19 protein-coding genes and 1 pseudogene are annotated in these 17514 nt (G+C 73.6%); 13 read left to right on the forward strand and 7 right to left on the reverse strand.

The features are described 5' to 3' along the window. Positions 1 to 1422, forward strand: a pseudogene (locus ACFVS6_RS27860) (hypothetical protein); the annotation flags it as partial. A 77-nt stretch (positions 1423 to 1499) separates the two neighbouring features. Here the strand turns inward: ACFVS6_RS27860 and ACFVS6_RS27865 are convergent. Both ACFVS6_RS27865 and ACFVS6_RS27870 read right to left on the reverse strand, forming a co-directional pair. Then, on the reverse strand, positions 1500 to 2291 hold the full coding sequence (locus ACFVS6_RS27865; protein ID WP_389707999.1) for a tetratricopeptide repeat protein: 792 nt from the start codon (positions 2289 to 2291) through the stop codon (positions 1500 to 1502). Next, the gene (locus ACFVS6_RS27870) at positions 2288 to 3277 is read right to left on the reverse strand and encodes a GNAT family N-acetyltransferase (protein ID WP_389708001.1); all 990 of its coding nucleotides are present in this window, start codon (positions 3275 to 3277) and stop codon (positions 2288 to 2290) included. Before ACFVS6_RS27870 ends, ACFVS6_RS27865 begins: the two co-directional genes overlap by 4 nt. A gap of 116 nt (positions 3278 to 3393) precedes the next feature. Here ACFVS6_RS27870 and fdxA point away from each other — a divergent pair, with 116 nt between their 5' ends. Both fdxA and dapC read left to right on the forward strand, forming a co-directional pair. Beyond that, positions 3394 to 3723 carry a ferredoxin gene (fdxA, locus tag ACFVS6_RS27875; RefSeq protein ID WP_281211214.1) on the forward strand — a complete coding sequence of 110 codons (330 nt, stop codon included), beginning with the start codon at positions 3394 to 3396 and terminating at the stop codon, positions 3721 to 3723. A gap of 107 nt (positions 3724 to 3830) precedes the next feature. Next, a complete protein-coding gene (dapC, locus tag ACFVS6_RS27880) occupies positions 3831 to 4925 on the forward strand; it encodes a succinyldiaminopimelate transaminase (RefSeq protein ID WP_389708002.1) in 1095 nt (364 codons plus the stop codon). A 118-nt stretch (positions 4926 to 5043) separates the two neighbouring features. On the opposite strand, the gene ACFVS6_RS27885 is transcribed toward dapC, so the two are convergent. Together ACFVS6_RS27885 and ACFVS6_RS27890 are read right to left on the reverse strand one after the other, a co-directional pair. Then, positions 5044 to 5361, reverse strand: a complete 318-nt coding sequence (locus ACFVS6_RS27885; RefSeq protein ID WP_389708004.1) for an ATP-binding protein — start codon at positions 5359 to 5361, stop codon at positions 5044 to 5046. Positions 5362 to 5615: 254 nt separating this feature from the next. Further along, positions 5616 to 6563, reverse strand: coding sequence for a hypothetical protein (locus tag ACFVS6_RS27890; RefSeq protein WP_389708005.1), 948 nt, complete (start codon positions 6561 to 6563; stop codon positions 5616 to 5618). A gap of 86 nt (positions 6564 to 6649) precedes the next feature. Between ACFVS6_RS27890 and dapE the strand changes: the two genes are divergently transcribed. Beyond that, the gene (gene dapE, locus ACFVS6_RS27895) at positions 6650 to 7729 is read left to right on the forward strand and encodes a succinyl-diaminopimelate desuccinylase (RefSeq protein ID WP_389708007.1); all 1080 of its coding nucleotides are present in this window, start codon (positions 6650 to 6652) and stop codon (positions 7727 to 7729) included. 64 nt (positions 7730 to 7793) lie between these two features. Beyond that, the gene (locus tag ACFVS6_RS27900; protein WP_385575396.1) at positions 7794 to 8561 is read left to right on the forward strand and encodes a TIGR00730 family Rossman fold protein; all 768 of its coding nucleotides are present in this window, start codon (positions 7794 to 7796) and stop codon (positions 8559 to 8561) included. 79 nt (positions 8562 to 8640) lie between these two features. On the opposite strand, the gene folP is transcribed toward ACFVS6_RS27900, so the two are convergent. After that, positions 8641 to 9501 (reverse strand): dihydropteroate synthase, encoded by an 861-nt coding sequence (gene folP, locus ACFVS6_RS27905; RefSeq protein WP_389708009.1) that lies wholly within the window; start codon positions 9499 to 9501, stop codon positions 8641 to 8643. Between the two features lie 76 nt (positions 9502 to 9577). On the opposite strand from folP, the gene ACFVS6_RS27910 reads away from it, so the two are divergent. Both ACFVS6_RS27910 and ACFVS6_RS27915 read left to right on the forward strand, forming a co-directional pair. Continuing rightward, positions 9578 to 9925: a DivIVA domain-containing protein gene (locus ACFVS6_RS27910; protein WP_389708010.1), complete on the forward strand. Its 348-nt coding sequence runs from the start codon at positions 9578 to 9580 to the stop codon at positions 9923 to 9925. After that, positions 9922 to 10500, forward strand: a complete 579-nt coding sequence (locus ACFVS6_RS27915) for a DNA-3-methyladenine glycosylase I (RefSeq protein ID WP_389708012.1) — start codon at positions 9922 to 9924, stop codon at positions 10498 to 10500. Before ACFVS6_RS27910 ends, ACFVS6_RS27915 begins: the two co-directional genes overlap by 4 nt. A 28-nt stretch (positions 10501 to 10528) precedes the next feature. Here ACFVS6_RS27915 and ACFVS6_RS27920 read toward each other — a convergent pair whose 3' ends face one another. Further along, positions 10529 to 11332: an enoyl-CoA hydratase/isomerase family protein gene (locus tag ACFVS6_RS27920; protein WP_389708013.1), complete on the reverse strand. Its 804-nt coding sequence runs from the start codon at positions 11330 to 11332 to the stop codon at positions 10529 to 10531. A gap of 333 nt (positions 11333 to 11665) precedes the next feature. Here ACFVS6_RS27920 and ACFVS6_RS27925 point away from each other — a divergent pair, with 333 nt between their 5' ends. Further along, on the forward strand, positions 11666 to 11833 hold the full coding sequence (locus tag ACFVS6_RS27925) for a DUF3117 domain-containing protein (RefSeq protein ID WP_003966491.1): 168 nt from the start codon (positions 11666 to 11668) through the stop codon (positions 11831 to 11833). A gap of 147 nt (positions 11834 to 11980) precedes the next feature. On the opposite strand, the gene ACFVS6_RS27930 is transcribed toward ACFVS6_RS27925, so the two are convergent. After that, a complete protein-coding gene (locus ACFVS6_RS27930; RefSeq protein ID WP_385575383.1) occupies positions 11981 to 12643 on the reverse strand; it encodes an O-methyltransferase in 663 nt (220 codons plus the stop codon). Between the two features lie 167 nt (positions 12644 to 12810). Here ACFVS6_RS27930 and sigE point away from each other — a divergent pair, with 167 nt between their 5' ends. The 5 genes from sigE to ACFVS6_RS27955 all read left to right on the forward strand — a co-directional run bounded on the left by sigE (position 12811) and on the right by ACFVS6_RS27955 (position 17473). Beyond that, positions 12811 to 13590 (forward strand): RNA polymerase sigma factor SigE, encoded by a 780-nt coding sequence (sigE, locus tag ACFVS6_RS27935; RefSeq protein ID WP_281210626.1) that lies wholly within the window; start codon positions 12811 to 12813, stop codon positions 13588 to 13590. Further along, on the forward strand, positions 13587 to 14255 hold the full coding sequence (locus ACFVS6_RS27940) for an anti-sigma factor family protein (protein WP_389708015.1): 669 nt from the start codon (positions 13587 to 13589) through the stop codon (positions 14253 to 14255). Before sigE ends, ACFVS6_RS27940 begins: the two co-directional genes overlap by 4 nt. A gap of 105 nt (positions 14256 to 14360) precedes the next feature. Next, entirely contained in the window at positions 14361 to 16040 is a 1680-nt protein-coding gene (locus ACFVS6_RS27945) for a trypsin-like peptidase domain-containing protein (RefSeq protein WP_389708017.1), read from the forward strand. A gap of 122 nt (positions 16041 to 16162) precedes the next feature. Further along, positions 16163 to 16600, forward strand: coding sequence for a sec-independent translocase (locus tag ACFVS6_RS27950; RefSeq protein WP_389708018.1), 438 nt, complete (start codon positions 16163 to 16165; stop codon positions 16598 to 16600). 138 nt (positions 16601 to 16738) lie between these two features. Next, positions 16739 to 17473, forward strand: a complete 735-nt coding sequence (locus ACFVS6_RS27955; RefSeq protein ID WP_389708020.1) for a hypothetical protein — start codon at positions 16739 to 16741, stop codon at positions 17471 to 17473. Positions 17474 to 17514: the final 41 nt, after the last annotated feature.

Below are 17514 nucleotides of genomic sequence, written 5' to 3' on the forward strand. Positions count from 1 at the left end.
AGCTACGGCTCGGCGCCCGGTGGCGCCCCCGCCGGACAGGGCGCCCCCGGCGCCCCGGGCCCCGGTGCGGGCTTCGCGCCCCCGGCGGGCCACGGCGCGCCGCAGCCGCCCGTCGCGCACGGCACCGGCGCCGGCTTCGCGCCGCCCCCGAACGTCGGCGGCCCCGGTGTCGGCACGCCGCCGCAGGGCTACCCGGCGTACGACGCCGGGCCCGTCACCGAGGCATTCCCCGCCTACACGGAGCCCGCCGGGCCGACGGGCGGGCCCGCGATGGGGACCGTACCCGTGCACGCCGACGAGGCCCCGCGCTGGCCGGGCCCCGAGGCGGGCGGCGCGCCGGCCCCGGCGCCCGGTCCCGTCGCGCCCGTGCCCCCGCCCGGTCCGCAGCCGCCCAAGCAGAACCGGCCGACGCCGCCCGCGCCCCCGGCGGGCAAGCAGAGCAAGGGCGCCAAGCCGGCCGGCAAGCCCGCCAAGCCCGCCAAGAAGGGCCGCTCCAAGGTGGTCCTCCTCGCCGGCGGCGTCATCGCGCTGGCCGGCGTGGCCTACGGCGCCGGGCTGCTCCTGAACCACTCCGACGTCCCCAAGGGCACCACCGTCCTCGGCGTCGACATCAGCGGCAGCCGCGACGAGGCCGTCAACAAGCTGGAGAAGGCCTTCGGCACCCGTGCCGCGACCCCCCTCCAGCTCGGCGTCGGTGGCAAGCAGGTCGAGCTGAAGCCGGAGAAGGCCGGGCTCACCCTCGACGCGCAGACCACCGTCCGCAACGCGGCCGGCAGCGACTACAACCCGGTCACCGTCATCGGCTCGCTCTTCGGCGTCGAGCGCACGGCCGACGCCGTCATGCCGGTCGACGAGGAGAAGCTGCGCGACGCGCTCCAGGAGCTGGCCGGCGGCGCGGGCGGCGTCACCGAGGCGACCATCAAGTTCGACACCGGCAAGGCCGTCGCCGTCCCCGGCAAGGCGGGCGAGGGCCTCGACGTGGACGGCTCGGTGGACCTGGTCCGCAAGGCCTTCGGCGCGCTCGTCGGCGGCGGCAAGGCGGCCCCCGTCGAACTCCCGGTCACCACCCGGGAACCCACCATCAACCAGCCCGAACTGGACCGGGCGATGAAGGAGTTCGCCGAGCCGGCCATGGCCTCCCCGGCGACGGTCAAGGCGGGCGGCAAGTCCCTCCCGTTCGGCGCCAGGTCCCTGCCGAAGATCCTCAGCATGACGGCCGTGGACGGCCGCCTCGTCGAGAAGTACGACCTGGAGGCCCTCAAGGCCACCTACGGGAACGCCTTCGACGGGGTCATGGTCACGCGGGGCACCGGGGCGAAGACCGCCGTGACCCCCGAGGACGTCGCGGGCGCCCTCGGCAAGGCCCTCAGGGGCAAGACGCCCGCCGAGCGGATCGCGGTCATCGACACCAACGCCGGCTGACCGCGGCACCCGGCCGCGCACCGACGCGGCACGTGAGCCCCCTCCCGGCCGGGGAGGGGGCTCACGCGCACCCGGGCTCAGTTCAGCAGCGCGCGGGCCGACACGGCCTCACCGCGGATGCGGGCCGCGGACTCGGCGTCCACGGCGTCCATCACCTCGGCGTAAGCCTCCAGTTCGCCCGCGCCCTCCGTGAAGGCGCCCCGCTCCACCAGCAGCCGCGCCCGCTCGTAGCGCAACGCCGCCGGGTGCGAGGGCATCGACAGCGCCAGGTCCAGCGACCAGAGGGCCACCGCCGAATGCTCCGGGCGGGCCGAGGCCCAGGCCCGGATGTTGTTCAGGATCCGCAGCACGATGTCGTGGGTCCGGGCCGGGGTGCGCGGCCCCGCCGCCAGCTCCGCGGGGCCCGCGCCGAGCGAGGCGCCGCCCGCGAAGGGGTCCGCGACGAAACCGTCCTCCGGGTCCCCGAAGCCCACCACGAAGTGCCCGGGCAGACCCAGCCCGTACACGGGCGCGCCCGCCCGCCGCGCCACCTCCATCCAGACCACGGACAGCAGGATCGGCAGCCCGCGCCGGCGCCGCAGCACCTCGTGCAGCAGGGAGGAGGAGAGCCGGTCGTAGTCCGCCGGGGTGCCGTGGAAACCGAGCCGGCCCCCCAGCAGCTCCGTCAGTGCCGAGGCCCAGGCCTTCCCGCCCCGCAGCCCGTACGGCAACATCCCCGCCAGCCGGTCCAGTTCGATCTGCGCCCAGTCCATGGCGCGTTCGTCGAGGTCCGGGTCCGCCTCCGCCGCCAGCAGCAGGCACAACTGCGCCAGATCGGGCCGCTCCGCGCGGGCCTCCGCCGCGAACAGCTCCCGCGTCCGCGCGCTCACCGCGTCGCCCCGTCCCGGAAGTGGTGGTACGCGTGGTGCGTCGCGAAGCCCATCCCGTCGTACAGCGCCCGCGCCCCGGGGTTGTCCGTCTCCACCTGGAGCCAGGCGGCGGAAGCGCCCTCCTCCAGCGCGCGGCGGGACAGCGCCGTCATGATCGCCGTGGCCAGGCCCCGCCGCCGGTGCTCCGGGGCGACCGTGACGGCACCGAAGCCCGCCCAGCGCCCGTCCACCACGCACCGGCCGACCGCCCTGCCGTCGGGGAGCGAGGCGAACCACACGGAGGGGCCCGCCACGAGCATCCGCGCGGCCAGGTCCGGGTCCCGGACCTTGCCGTAGCGGCCCAGCCAGGCCTCGTCGGGCGTTCGGGTCAGGCGTACGTCCGACACGTCGGCGTCCAGGTCCGCGACCGGGGCCAGGCCGCCGGTGCGGACCTCCGCCGAGACCTCGTTGACCCAGCCGCGCCGTTCCAGCTCCGCGCAGAGCGGCTCCTGCGTGCCCACCGAGCCGGTAGCGGCCTGCACATACGCCGGAAGGTCGCGTTCCGCGTACCAGGAGGTCACCCGGCCGAGTGCTTCGTCCAGGGGTATGCCGGGATCGCCGAGCGGGAGGACGGAGTTGGCCCGCCGGGTGAAGCCCCCCGCGGCACGCAACGTCCACTCCCCGAGCGGTTCGCTCTCCAGCGGGACCCAGGCCCGCGCCGTGACCCGGGCCAGTTCCTCGAAGGAAGCCGCCGGACCTCTGCGGCGGGCGGGTGCGGGAGGCACCGTCTTGCCCGCGACCAGCGATGATTCCGGGATGTGGACGGACACGCCGTCCTTGCGTGTGATCGTCAGCACACCCTCGTTCCAGGATGTGAGAACCCCTACGGCGTCGGCGAAGACGGGGGAGCGCCCCGACCCCTCCTCCACCCGTCGTACAGAGACTCGTTTACCCACGTCAGCCGGGGTGATTCGGATCTCCAGCAGCCCACCGGCAGTGATTTCCACAGCTCTGTCCGCCCCTCCTGTTCGGATCGTGCCCGGGAACGGAGATACTAGGTGCGGGCATCGACGACGCCGCGCTCCCGCGCGAATGGAAAGCCCTACCGAGGAGGAACGAGAGCGTGACCTACGTCATCGCGGAGCCTTGTGTCGACGTCAAGGACAAGGCATGCATCGAAGAGTGCCCCGTCGACTGCATCTACGAGGGCCAGCGGTCCTTGTACATCCACCCGGACGAGTGCGTCGACTGCGGCGCGTGTGAGCCGGTCTGCCCGGTCGAGGCCATCTTCTACGAGGACGACACCCCGGAGGAGTGGAAGGACTACTACAAGGCGAACGTCGAGTTCTTCGACGAGCTCGGTTCGCCCGGTGGTGCCTCCAAGCTCGGCCTGATCGAGCGCGACCACCCCTTCGTCGCGGCGCTGCCGGCGGACATCAACCCGCAGCACTGACCGTTCACGGCAGACGCTCCTCGGTCCCGTCCGGCATCCGTGCCGCACGGGACCGAGCCGTTTCACCACCCGCACCCAGCGCGTACCCAGAGAGAGCAGAGACCCCCGTGGCCGCAGTATCCGACCGCCTTCCCGCCTTTCCCTGGGACAAGCTGGAGCCGTACAAGGCGACGGCCGCGGCCCACCCGGACGGCATCGTCGACCTGTCGGTCGGCACGCCCGTCGACCCGGTTCCGGAGCTGATCCAGGGCGCCCTGAAGGCCGCCGCGGACTCCCCGGGCTACCCGACGGTCTGGGGGACGGTCGCCCTGCGCGACGCGATCACGGGCTGGCTGCGCGGCCGGCTCGGCGCGAGCGCCGCCGGACACCGCAACGTCCTGCCGGTGGTCGGCTCCAAGGAGCTCGTCGCCTGGCTGCCGACCCAGCTCGGCCTCGGCGCCGGCGACAAGGTCGCCTACCCGCGCCTGGCCTACCCGACGTACGAGGTCGGCGCCCGGCTGTGCGGCGCGGAGGCCGTCGTCTACGACGACCCGACCGACCTCGACCCGGCCGGCGTGAAGCTGCTGTGGCTCAACTCCCCGTCCAACCCCACCGGCAGGGTCCTCCCCAAGGAGGATCTGATCCGGATCGTGGCCTGGGCGCGCGAGCACGGGATCCTGCTCTTCAGCGACGAGTGCTACCTGGAGCTCGGCTGGGAGGCGGAGCCCGTCTCGGTCCTCCACGACGAGGTCTGCGGCGGTTCCTACGAGGGCATCGTCGCCGTCCACTCCCTGTCCAAGCGGTCCAACCTGGCGGGCTACCGGGCCGCCTTCATCGCCGGTGACGCCGACGTGCTCGGCGAGCTGCTGGAGATCCGCAAGCACGGCGGGATGATGACCGCGGCCCCGGTGCAGGCCGCCGTCGTCGCGGCCCTGGGCGACGACGCCCACGTGGCCGAGCAGCGCGGCCGCTACGCCGCCCGCCGCGAGGCCCTGCGCACGGCCCTGGAGGCCCACGGCTTCCGCGTCGAGCACAGCGAGGCCAGCCTGTACCTGTGGGTGACCCGGGACGAGCCCTGCTGGGACACCGTCGCCCACCTGGCCGAACTCGGCATCCTGGCCGCGCCGGGCGACTTCTACGGCGAGGCGGGCGCGCGGTTCGTCCGCGTGGCCTTCACGGCCACCGACGAGCGGGTCGCGGCGGCGGTCAAGCGCCTGGGCTGAGCCGCCGGGCCGATCACCCGGGTCGGGCGCCTCGGCCGGGCCGCTCCCCGGCGGGCCCGGAACGGCCCGAGGGGCCGGGAGCGCGTGCTCCCGGCCCCTCGGCGTTCCCGCGGCGGCGTCAGCCGCCCAGCGGCAGGCCGGCCACGGGCAGGGTGCTCACCGGCAGGGAGCCCACAGGCAGGCCGCCGAGCGTCTTGGTCGCCGTACCGGCCAGCTCGCCGGCGGGGCCGGTGGCGGGGACGGCCCCGGTGACGGCGCCCGTGGCGTCCGTCGCCGCGGCGGTGGCGCCCGCGGAGTCCGGCGCGGTGAGCGCGCCCAGCGGCACGGATTCAAGGCCCGCGGCGGCGGCAACGCCGGCCGCACCGACCACCGGCGCGGTACCGGCGGCGAGGAGCAGCGCGGTACGGGCGATCCGGCGGGTCAGGGGGAGGGACATGATGCTCCTAAGCGGTAGCGGCTGAGTACGCCGTGTACAACCGCTCCCGGGGTGGATCGAGTTGCGGATGCCCCGGGTAAAGGATCGGTAATGCGTCGGCTAATCGGGTTCGGCGACAAGCGGATGAGATGCCCGTACGCCCTCCCGCCACGCACGCCCACCAGCGGGTCCGCGTGCCGGCGCCGCCCGGCTGCGGGCGCCGCGCGCCCACCCCCCGCGGGGGACGGCTCGTACGCCTGTCCGCGCGGCCGCGGTCACCGGGAGCGGGTCGGGAAGATCCTCACGTCCTGCGGCCCCGCCGCGCGCGGATCGCCGGACCCGGACGCCCCGGGGACGCTCGGCACCCACTCGCCCCGGTTCTCGCCGGCGGTCCAGGCCATGCCGTCGTGGGAGACCCGCTGGATGCCCAGCTCGAAGGCGTGCGCGACGGCCCAGTTCGCCAGCTCCCAACCGCGCCGCTGGTCCCGCACCGGCAGGGAGACCTCGCTCGTGTCCCGGGGCGCGGAACTGCCGTGCGGGGCACCGGCCTTCGGCAGCACGCCCGCCCCGAAGTCACGGCCGAGCGCGTCCCGCACCCGCGCCGGATCGCCCTCCGGCTGTGCCTTCGGGCCGGCGCAGGCCAGCATGCCGCGGGCCCGCCCGGTGAAGGCCGTGGTCAGGAGCGCCGCGTCCGGCTCGTGCTTCGCGTACGCGTCCGGGAAGCCGCTGCGCTGCACCTTCTGCGCGGCCACCGTCAGTGGCATCCCCGCGTACCCGGGGACGTCCTCCAGCCGGTCGTAGAAGATCCCGGCCGAGTACACCGGATCCATGATCTGCTCCGGGGTGCCCCAGCCCTGCGAGGGGCGCTGCTGGAAGAGGCCCAGCGAGTCCCGGTCGCCGTGGTCGAGGTTGCGCAGCGCGGACTCCTGCATGGCGGTGGCCAGCGCGATCGTCACGGCCCGCTCGGACCTCCCCCTAGTCGTTCCGACGGCGGCTATCGTCGCCGCGTACCGGGCCTGCTCGGGGCTCAACTCGTAGGTGCGCGCGGTTCCACCGCCCGCCGCGTCACGGGAGTCGCGCACCTTGCAGTACGGGGCGCCCGCACCGCCGTTGGACTCGTACTGGACGACGAGGTACCCGGCCAGGCCGAGCAGCACGAACAGTGCCGCGGCCCCGCGGAGCGGGCGGCGGCGCCGGGGACGGGAGCGATCGGTCTCGGACACGCGGCTACCGTACTTGAGGCATATGACGCGTCCACCGGCCGGACGGACCCGGTTCCGGGGCATCCCGGGGCGTTAGGGTCGGGTCCATGTCCGAATCCGAGCTGGACCTCACCCTGGACGCTGCCGAGCTGACCGCCCGGCTCGTCGACATCCCCTCCGTGAGCGGCGACGAGAAGGTACTCGCCGACCTCGTGGAGAACGCGCTGCGCGGCATCCCGCACCTCACCGTCGACCGGTACGGCAACAACGTCGTGGCCCGTACGCACCTCGGCCGCGCCGAGCGCGTCGTGCTCGCCGGCCACCTCGACACCGTGCCGATCGCCGACAACGTCCCCTCCCGCCTCGACGAGAACGACGTCCTGTGGGGCTGCGGCACGACGGACATGAAGTCCGGGGTCGCCGTGCAGCTGCGCATCGCCGCGACCGTGCCCGAGCCGAACCGCGACCTCACCTTCGTCTTCTACGACCAGGAGGAGGTCGCCGCCGACCTCAACGGCCTCGGCAAGGTCGCCGAGGCCCACCCCGACTGGCTCACCGGGGACTTCGCCGTCCTGCTGGAGCCCTCCGACGCCGAGGTCGAGGGCGGCTGCCAGGGCACCCTGCGCGTGCTGCTCCGCACGGCGGGCGAGCGCGCGCACTCCGCGCGCAGCTGGATGGGCTCCAACGCCATCCACTCCGCCGCCCCGATCCTGGCGAAGCTGGCGGCGTACGAGGCCCGCAGGCCGGTCATCGACGGCCTGGAGTACCACGAGGGCCTCAACGCGGTCCGCATCGAGGGCGGCGTCGCCAACAACGTCATCCCCGACGCGTGCACGGTCACCGTGAACTTCCGCTACGCCCCCGACCGCAGCGCCGAGGACGCCCTCGCCCACGTCAAGGAGGTGTTCGCCGACTGCGACATCGCCGAGTTCGTGATCGACGACCACTCCGGCGGCGCCCTGCCCGGCCTGTCCCACCCGGCCGCCGCGGCCTTCATGGAGGCGGTCGGCGGCCGCGCCATGCCGAAGTTCGGCTGGACGGACGTGGCCCGCTTCAGCGCCCTCGGGGTGCCGGCGGTCAACTACGGCCCCGGGGACGCCCTGCTGGCCCACAAGGTCGACGAACGCGTGGAGACGAAGGCGATCCTCCACTGCGAAGAACGACTCCGCGCCTGGCTGACCTCGTAAATTCCCCTTCTCGTCACCTTTGTGCGCCTAACCTGATCCAACGATCAGCAGGAGGGAGCACATCATGGGCAACCACCGCAATTCCGAAGGGGACGCCCGTCGGCGGCCCGAGGAGCAACAGCTCGGGCCCGTGCTGCGCAGGCGGAGCCAGGTGCAGGCGGGCAGTACGACGGACCAGCGGCTGTTGGACTCGGCCGGGCCCTCCGAGTGGGTGCACACCGATCCCTGGCGGGTCCTGCGCATCCAGTCGGAGTTCATCGAGGGCTTCGGCACGCTCGCCGAGCTGCCGCCCGCGATCAGCGTGTTCGGTTCGGCCCGCACCCCGGTCGACTCGCCGGAGTACGACTCCGGCGTACGGATCGGACGGGCCCTCGTCGACGCGGGCTTCGCCGTCATCACCGGCGGCGGCCCGGGCGCGATGGAGGCGGCCAACAAGGGCGCGCGCGACGGCGGCGGCATCTCCGTCGGGCTCGGCATCGAGCTGCCCTTCGAGCAGGGGCTCAACGAGCACGTCGACCTCGGGCTGAACTTCCGTTACTTCTTCGTCCGCAAGACGATGTTCGTGAAGTACAGCCAGGGCTTCGTGGTCCTGCCGGGCGGCCTCGGCACCCTCGACGAGATGTTCGAGGCGCTGACCCTGGTCCAGACCCAGAAGATCACCCGCTTCCCGATCGTGCTGTTCGGCACGGAGTACTGGAGCGGCCTGATCGACTGGCTGCGCAACACGGTGATCGCCCAGGGCAAGGCCTCGGAGAAGGACCTCCACCTGTTCCACGTGACGGACGACGTGGACGAGGCGATCGCCCTGGTGACGAAGGAAGTCGGCAAGTAGCAACCGCCGCTCCGCGCGCCCACCGTTCCACCCCCCGGCGGCCGACCGCCGGGGGAGGACGGTCGGGGCCGCCGCGGGCTCAGGCCAGGCCGCGGCGGGCGACCGCCGGCGGGCGGTGTCCCTGGATCGAAGCCACCATGTCGAGGACCTGTCGCGTCTCCGCGACCTCGTGGACCCGGTAGACCCGGGCCCCCAGCCACGCCGAGACGGCCGTGGTCGCCAGGGTGCCCAGCAGACGCTCCTTGACCGGCTTGTCGAGGCTCTCGCCGACGAAGTCCTTGTTCGAGAGCGACACCAGCACCGGCCAGCCGGTGGCGGTCATCTCGCCGAGCCGGCGGGTCGCCTCCAGCGAGTGGCGGGTGTTCTTCCCGAAGTCGTGCCCCGGATCGATCATGATCGCGTCCCGGCGGACGCCGAGCGCCACCGCGCGCTCCGCGAGTCCGACCGTGACGGCGAGGATGTCCTCCATCACGTCCTCGTACGAGGTGCGGTGCGGCCGCGTCCGCGGCTCCACCCCGCCCGCGTGGGTGCACACCAGGCCCGCGTCGTAGCGCGCCGCGACCTCCGCGAGCTTGGGGTCCACCCCGCCCCACGCGTCGTTCAGCAGGTCCGCGCCGACCTCGCACACGGCCTCGCCGACCTCGTGCCGCCAGGTGTCCACGCTGATCACCACGTCGGGGTGGCGGCGCCGCACCTCGGCCACGAAACCGACGGTGCGCCGGGCCTCCTCGGCGGCGTCGACGTGCTCCCCGGGACCCGCCTTCACCCCGCCGATGTCGATGATCGCCGCGCCCTCGGCCACGGCCCGCTCGACCCGGTCCAGCGCGGGCTCGTCGTGGAACGTCGCGCCCTGGTCGTAGAAGGAGTCGGGAGTCCGGTTCACGATGGCCATGATCACCGGCTCGTGGGTGGCGAACTCTCGTCTGCCCAGTCGCAGCATCCTGCTCTTTCCTCCTTCGGCGACCCTTGCGCCTCGTCTGTGACCTTAACCTGGTGGCCGGAGCCTCTCAGGGGAGTTGATCGTGTTCTGGTTCTTGCTGATCGCGCTGGTCGTGGTCGTGGCCGCGGTCACCCTCGCGGTGGTCGGCGGCGGTTCGGAGGCCGTACTGCCCGAGGCCGAGCCGGACCGGGTGGCCGACGGGCTGCCGGAGAGCCGGCCGGTCGTGCGGTCGGACATCGACGCCCTGCGGCTGCCGGTCGCCCCGAGGGGCTACCGGATGGCCGAGGTGGACGACGTGCTGGACCGGCTCGGGGCCGAGCTGGCCGAACGGGACGCGCGGATCGCGGAGCTGTCGGCCGCCGCGGCGCCCCGGGACGCGGCGCCCGCCGACGCCTCGATCGACCTGACCAAGGACGCGCGGTGAGCGGTGGGCCCGCCGCCGGCCCGGACGGCGTCCTGCGCTGCCCGTGGGGGCTGTCCACCGAGGACTACGTCGCCTACCACGACACCGAGTGGGGCAGGGCGGTCCACGGCGACGACGCCCTGTACGAGCGGCTGTGCCTGGAGGCCTTCCAGTCGGGCCTGTCCTGGCTGACGATCCTGCGCCGCCGCGAGGGCTTCCGCACGGCGTTCGCGGGCTTCGAGATCGCGGCCGTCGCCCGCTTCGACGCGTCGGACGCGCAGCGGCTGCTGGCCGACGAGGGGATCATCCGCAACCGGGCCAAGATCGAGGCCACCCTCGCCAACGCGAAGGAGCTCGCCGGTTGGAAGCCGGGGGAGCTGGACGAGCTGATCTGGTCCCACGCACCGGAGGAGCCGGGCCCGGCCCCCAGGACCGTGGCGGACGTCCCGGCGGTCACCCCCGAGTCCACGGCCCTGGCCAAGGCCCTGAAGAAGGCCGGGATCCGGTTCGTCGGCCCCACGACGGCCTACGCGCTGATGCAGGCCTGCGGACTGGTCGACGACCACCTGGTGGGCTGCGTCTCCCGCGGGGCCTGAGCCACGCGGGAGGACGACGGGCGGTGCGTCAGCGGCCCAGGTACTTCGGCGGCTGCTTGGCGAGGAAGGCCTGGACGGCGATGGAGTGGTCCTCGGAGGCCCCGGCGCGGGCCTGGAGGGCCTCCTCGCGCTCCAGGGCCTCGGGGAGGGTGCGGGAGGCCCCGTACGCCAGGGACTCCTTCAGTGCGGCGTAGGCCACCGTGGGGCCCTGCGCGAGGGTGCGGGCCACGGACTCGGCCTCCGCGTGCAGGTCCGCCGCGGGCACCAGGCGGTTCGCGATGCCGAGCTCGTACGCCTCGCGCGCCTTCACCGAGCGGGGGAACAGCAGCAGGTCGGCGGCGCGGGACGCGCCGATCAGGCGGGGCAGCGTCCAGGACACGCCGGAGTCGGCGGTCAGCGCGACCCCCGCGAAGGAGGTGTTGAAGGACGCCTCCTCCGAGACCACCCGGTAGTCCGCCGCCAGGGCGAAACCGAAGCCGGCCCCGGCCGCGACGCCGTTGACGCCGACCACCACGGGCTTGGGCATCTCCGTCAGCGCCCGGACGATCGGGTTGTAGTGGTCGGCGACGGTGTCCATCGTCAGGGACGAGCCGTTCTCGCGGTCCGCCGCCAGGTTCCCGATGTGCTCCTTGAGGTCCTGACCCACGCAGAACGCCCGGGTGCCCGCCGCGGTGAGCAGGACGGCCCGCACCCCGGCGTCCGCCGCCGCGGCCAGGGCCGCGTCGCGCAGGGCGACCTTGGCCTCCGTGTTCATGGCGTTCATCGCGTCCGGACGGTTGATCGTGATGGTCGCGAGTCCGTCGGTCACTTCGTAGAGCACGCTGTCGGCCATGGCAGGGGGTCCCCCTTCGTCGCGGGCTTGGCTACCGGCCGGTACCGGCCGGTGCAAGGGTCAGCATGGCGGACGCCGGGACCGCGGGACATGTGATGTGCGTCAAACAAAGCGGGGGCCGTCCCCCGGGAGCAGCGGCGAAGTATCGCAGGCGGGTCCCCGAAATGAGTGGTTTTGGCAGAGCGCGTTGCGCAAGCGTTCCCAACCGATGTTGGTCATCGGGTCCTGACATGCGGGATAATGGCCGGGAAGCAATGTGTTCGATGCCGGGTACTAGGCGCCTGAACGGGGCCGTCGGCTGACGATGAGCTGGTTTCAGGAAGGGGAACGAGCATGGCGGCCATGAAGCCGCGGACGGGCGACGGCCCGCTCGAGGTCACCAAGGAGGGGCGGGGCATCGTCATGCGCGTACCGCTCGAGGGCGGCGGTCGGCTCGTCGTCGAGCTGACTCCGGACGAAGCGGACGCCCTGGGTGACGCCCTGAAGAAGGTCGTCGGCTGAAGCGTCGGCACCATCTGAACCATCTCTGCACCGCCCCGGCCGCTCCTGCGTCCGGGGCGGTGTCGCGTCCGCCCCCGGTGGACGCCGCGGCGGGTCGGATCCGCCCCGGATCCGGGCCGGACGCCTTCCGCCCGCCCCGTACGGGACTCAGCGACGGACCGCGCACAGCAGGCCGTCACCCACCGGGAGCAGCGCGGCCTCCAGGGCCGGACTCTCCCGGACGCTGCGCAGCAGCTCGCGCACCCGGGTCACCTCTATGTGGACGGCCGTGGAGTCGACGGTGAGGCCGTCGGAGAAGACCCCCTCGAAGCACACCAGCCCGCCGGGGCGCAGCAGGCGCAACGATTCGGCGAGGTAGTCGAGGGACTCGGCGGGGTCGCCGTCGCAGAAGACGAGGTCGTACCCGCCGTCCGCGAGCCGGGGCAGTACGTCCAGCGCGCGGCCGGGGATGAAGCGCGCCCGGTTGCCCGCGAAGCCGGCGGCGCGGAACGCCTGGCGGGCGAAGGCCTGCCGGTCGGGTTCGGGATCGACGGTGGTCAGGACGCCGTCCGGGCGCATTCCGTGGAGCAGGTGGATGCCGGAGACACCGGTGCCGGTACCGATCTCGGCGACCGCCTTGGCGTCCGCGGTGGCGGCGAGCAGGCGCAGCGCGGCCCCGGTACCGGGGGAGACGGAACGCAGGCCCGCTTCCCTGGACCGGTCGCGGGCCCATCGCAGAGCGTCGTCCTCGGCGACAAACGCGTCGGCGAACGCCCAGCTCGTCTGCCGGTTGCCGCTAATGACCCTCTCCTGTCCCCATAGTTGGCGCAACGGTGACTGTATCCGCTGGCGTCGGGAACCCGCAGATGGGACCGGGCGTTGGGAGGGGTAGACGCGGGACGGAGGGGACGGCAGCGGGCAGATCGGCGGCCGGGGCCCCGAGGCCCGTGCAAAGTTAACGTAAAAACGCTTATCCGGAGCTGACGGGAGGGGTGGTTATGGTAGGGGCTCCACTGGACACCACCAGAGCCGATAGGGGAGGTGCGGCTGCGCCTGTGGATCGTGGAGGCGTCCTCAGACGCTTCTTCTGGTCGGCGGGTGAGCCGAAATCCGTGACCGACATTGCTGACCGCTTCCACACCGCCGACACCGCAACCACCGCGACCTTTGCCGCCGATGCGGGCTCCCAGGCGTGGACCCCTCCCACGTGGGAGGAGATCGTCAGCACGCACAGCGCGCGGGTGTACCGCCTCGCCTACCGTCTGACGGGCAACCAGCACGACGCCGAGGACCTCACCCAGGAAGTCTTCGTCCGCGTCTTCCGGTCGCTGTCCACGTACACGCCGGGAACCTTCGAGGGCTGGCTGCACCGCATCACCACCAACCTCTTCCTGGACATGGTGCGCCGAAAGCAGCGGATCCGCTTCGACGCCCTCGCCGACGACGCCGCGGAGCGGCTGCCGAGCCGCGAGCCGTCCCCCCAGCAGGTCCTCCACGACACCCACTTCGACGCGGACGTGCAGCAGGCGCTGGACACCCTCGCGCCGGAGTTCCGTGCCGCCGTGGTGCTGTGCGACATCGAGGGACTGTCCTACGAGGAGATCGCCGCCACCCTCGGGGTGAAGCTCGGCACCGTCCGCAGTCGCATCCACCGCGGTCGCTCGCACCTGCGCAAGGCGCTCAAGCACCGGTCCCCGCAGGCGCGCGCCGAACAGCGTGCGCTGGCCGGGGTGGCGGTGGGCGCCCCGGGCGCCGGGGGAGAGGGCGGAGCCGAGTGAGCGGAGCCAGTCCGTCCCCCGCCGAACAGCACCTGGGTGACCGGCTCGCCGCCCTCGTGGACGGTGAGCTGAACCACGACGCCCGGGAGCGCGTCCTGGCCCACCTGGCGACCTGCGCCAAGTGCAAGGCCGAGGCCGATGCCCAGCGCCGTCTGAAGACCATGTTCGTGGAGAGCGCGCCACCACCGGTGTCCGCCGGGCTGCTCGCCCGGCTCCAAGGCCTGCCGGGAGGTGCGGTTGACGGTCTGTCGGGACCACCGGGGGCCTCGGGCCCGTCCGGAGTCCCCCGCGGGCCGGGTCTCACCCCTCCGCCGGGCGCCGAGCCCTTCGGGGGCTTCGCGTACGCGGCCCCGGCCGCCCGCCGCGAAGGCTTCCGCATCCATGAGGTGGGCCGGCCCAGACACCGACTCGCCTTCGTCGCGGCGGGAGCCGTGTCGCTGGCCGCGATCGCGCTCGGCGGCTCGCTGCCGCTGGAGGCGGTGGAGCCGAACGCCCGGGGCGAGGCGCCGGCCTCCCGGCCCGGCCCCGCGGTGCCGCTGTCGGCGGTCGTGCGGGACCGGTTGCCCAGTCCCGGCGGCGTGCCCAGCCTGGGTCCGTCCGGTCACCTGCCCGTGACCGCCACCGCCACCCCGGCCACCGCGCAGCCGGTTTCGCTCTCCCGCTGAGCCGGAAGGGCCGCCGGACCCGGGCCCCCGGTGGGCCCGGGTACCTGGTTGAATCTGCGGCAGATGCGCCGCCGTGCGGTGCGACAGGCACGCGGGGGAGCATCCATGTCCGACAGTCAGCAGCCCGACCGTCAGCAGCCGCCCGCCCAGGAACCGGAAGCCCGGGCCGTCACCGTCGGCCCCGCGGACCGGGCGACCTCCGCCGACGGGTCCTCCGGCACCGACCCCTCCGGCACCGACCCCTCCGGCACCGACCCCTCCGGCACCGACCCCTCCGGCACCGACCCCTCCGCCGCCGCGCCCGCCGACCTCCCCGCCGGCCCGCTCCCCGAGGCGCGACAGTCCGACGGTCCGCAGCTCGACGGTCCGCAGTCCGCCGCGGAGCCCCACGGGATGCCCGACGGCACTTCGCGGGCCGACGGCGGGGACTCCTCCGGCGCGGACCCCGATGATCGGCCGCCGGCTCCGCGGTGGTGGAGCAGGCCGGCGGGACCGGCGGGCGGGACCCCGTCCGACGGTCCCGCCCCGGACCGGGAGCCCGCCGCGGGCGTGCCGGCCGCCGCCGACGAGGGGCCCTGGGACCCCTTCGCGTTCCCCGACGCCGCGCCGGGCTCCGGCCCCCGCTACGACCCCTGGGCGGACCGCCCGCTCCAGGTCGCGGACATGGGCCACGCCCCCCGGGCGCCCCGGCTGTGGCAGCTGGCCGCCTTCGGCGCCGTGATCGCGCTCCTCGCGGGCGGTATCGGCGGCTACCTCGGGATCGTCGCCGAGCGGCGCAGCAGCACCCGCCTGGAGCTCCCGCAGGCGGCCGCGGAGAACAAGGGTCGGGCGCCGGACAGCGTGGCCGGGATCGCCGCGACCGCCCTGCCCGGAGTGGTCACCCTGCACGTCGCGGGCGGCGCGGGCGGGGGCACCGGAACGGGCTTCGTCCTCGACTCCCAGGGCCACATCCTGACGAACAACCACGTGGTCGCAGGCGCCAAGGACATAACGGTCACCTTCAGCACCGGCGAGAGCGTGCCCGCCACCCTGGTCGGCCGCGACGGCGGCTACGACCTGGCCGTCGTGAAGGTCACCGGCGTACGGGGCCTGCGGCCGCTGGCCCTGGGCAACTCCGAGAACGTCAAGGTCGGCGACCCGGTGGTGGCCATCGGCGCTCCCTTCGACCTCTCCAACACCGTCACCGCGGGCATCATCAGCGCGACGGGCCGCCCCATCACGGCGGGCGGCGACAAGGGCGACGGCAGCGACATCAGCTACGTGGACGCCCTCCAGACCGACGCCCCCATCAACCCGGGCAACTCCGGCGGACCGCTGCTCGACTCCCGCGCCCACGTCATCGGCATCAACAGCGCCATCCGCGGCGCGGACCAGGGCGAGGACGACGAGTCCGGTTCCCGCCAGAGCGGCAGCATCGGCCTGGGCTTCGCCATCCCGGTCAACCAGGGCAAGCGCGTCGCCGAGGAGCTGATCCGCACCGGCCGCGCCACCCACCCCGTCATCGGCGTCACCCTGGACATGCAGTTCAAGGGCGACGGCGCCCGCGTCGGGACCAAGGGCGAGGACGGCAAGCCGCCGGTGGTCGCCGACGGGCCCGGCGCCCGCGCCGGCATCAAGCCGGGCGACGTGATCACCAAGGTCGACGGGGTCAGGGTGCAGGGCGGCGACGAGCTGATCATCAAGATCCGCGCCCACCGCCCCGGCGATCCGCTCCGGCTGACCGTGCTCCGCGACGGAAAGGAGCGCACGCTGGACGTGGTGCTCGGATCCGCGAACGGCTCCTGAGGCCGAATGCGGGGTGACGGCCGGGTGAATCCGGGAAAGGGCCGGCACCGGCGTAGGGGGCCGAGGTCATCGCCGGGTACCGTTGTCCTGGCCCGACGTGGAGAGAGCCGAGGAGCGGCAAGGTGTTCAACGACATAGGCGCACTCGAACTGGTCACCATCGTGGTTCTCGCCATCCTCGTCTTCGGCCCGGACAAGCTGCCGAAGGTGATCCAGGACGTTTCGAACGTGATCCGCAAGATCCGGTCGTTCTCCGACAGTGCCAAACAGGACATCCGCTCCGAACTCGGCCCGGAATTCAAGGACTTCGAGTTCGAGGACCTGAATCCGAAGACGTTCATCCGCAAGCAGCTCACGGAGAACGAGGACCTCAAGGAACTCCGGACCAGCTTCGACCTCCGCAAGGAACTGACCGACGTCACGGACGCGGTCAACGGCAAGGAGAACCCGGCCGCCGAGGCCGCCGCCACGCCCGCCGCCGGAACCGGCCCGGACCTGCTGAAGAAGCCCGCCGCCCCGGCGCCCGAGCCGCGCACGCCCTTCGACGCCGACGCCACCTGAGCCGCCGCCTGCCCGGCGATCCCGGGTCGGATGGCTATCCTCCATCTGTCCGGACCGAAGACGCCCGAGGGAGGGGGTCCCCCCAGCGAAGCGAGGGGGAGGGCCGTTCCGGACCCGACGGAACGAGAGGCCGCCCAGATGGAGACGACGCGCAGTAGCCGGGTGGGCGCACAGCCCGCCGAAATCCCTGCCGCCGCACCCCCGCAGACCGAGCACACCGCCCAGGATCCCCAAGGGGCGCCCGGACAACCCCAGGACACCGCTGCGCCCGTCCCGGCGGCCCGCCGGACGGCGGAGGGGTACCTGAGCGCGGATTTCCCCTGGTACGGGCTGGACGGGGCCTTCACCGGCCGCCGCTGGCTCATGCAGGTCGGCACCGGCGCCGACGGCACCGTCGAGCACGGCTCCACCGGCCACGGTGACGAGCCCTCCGCCCGCGGGGAGATCGCCACCGGCGAGAAGGAACGCTTCGCGGTGGTGATCACCGTGGCCAGCAACCCGTTGCGCCGCAGCGGCGACGGCACGGGCACCCTGGAGGCCACCTCGGTCTCCTCGGCGGCCTGGCTGGCCGGCTCCGGACTGCTCTCGTACAGCTGGCCCGGGCAGATGGACCACTCCCTGCGCAGCGACTGGCTCGACCAGCAGACCGAGGCCGCCTGGGAGCTCGCCGACGACCTCGGCGGCGAGGACTGGTCCACGCTGTCCCTGCCGGTCGACGGGGAGCCGACGCCCTTCCACTACCGCGAGTCCGAGTTCGGATGGGTGCTCGCCGGCTCCACCCCCGGCGGCGTCCACCTGGGTGCCTACGGACGGGGCATGAGCGCCTACGGGATCGGCTTCTCCGTCATCGCGGACCTGGCCGTCTACGAGTAGCCGCCCGGCAGGGCCGCGCACGTGGAGGAGGGGGTCACCGT

It is taken from the genome of Streptomyces sp. NPDC057939, assembly GCF_042887545.1.
Classification (GTDB): domain Bacteria; phylum Actinomycetota; class Actinomycetes; order Streptomycetales; family Streptomycetaceae; genus Streptomyces.

Excerpts from the sequence above, each read along its gene's own strand:
- ACFVS6_RS27885 (WP_389708004.1), bottom strand. The coding sequence starts at position 5,361 with ATGTCCCTCCCCCTGACCCGCCGGATCGCCCGTACCGCGCTGCTCCTC.
- dapE (WP_389708007.1), top strand. The coding sequence starts at position 6,650 with ATGTCCGAATCCGAGCTGGACCTCACCCTGGACGCTGCCGAGCTGACC.
- ACFVS6_RS27900 (WP_385575396.1), top strand. The coding sequence starts at position 7,794 with ATGGGCAACCACCGCAATTCCGAAGGGGACGCCCGTCGGCGGCCCGAG.
- folP (WP_389708009.1), bottom strand. The coding sequence starts at position 9,501 with ATGCTGCGACTGGGCAGACGAGAGTTCGCCACCCACGAGCCGGTGATC.
- ACFVS6_RS27920 (WP_389708013.1), bottom strand. The coding sequence starts at position 11,332 with ATGGCCGACAGCGTGCTCTACGAAGTGACCGACGGACTCGCGACCATC.
- ACFVS6_RS27925 (WP_003966491.1), top strand. The coding sequence starts at position 11,666 with ATGGCGGCCATGAAGCCGCGGACGGGCGACGGCCCGCTCGAGGTCACC.
- sigE (WP_281210626.1), top strand. The coding sequence starts at position 12,811 with ATGGTAGGGGCTCCACTGGACACCACCAGAGCCGATAGGGGAGGTGCG.
- ACFVS6_RS27945 (WP_389708017.1), top strand. The coding sequence starts at position 14,361 with ATGTCCGACAGTCAGCAGCCCGACCGTCAGCAGCCGCCCGCCCAGGAA.
- ACFVS6_RS27955 (WP_389708020.1), top strand. The coding sequence starts at position 16,739 with ATGGAGACGACGCGCAGTAGCCGGGTGGGCGCACAGCCCGCCGAAATC.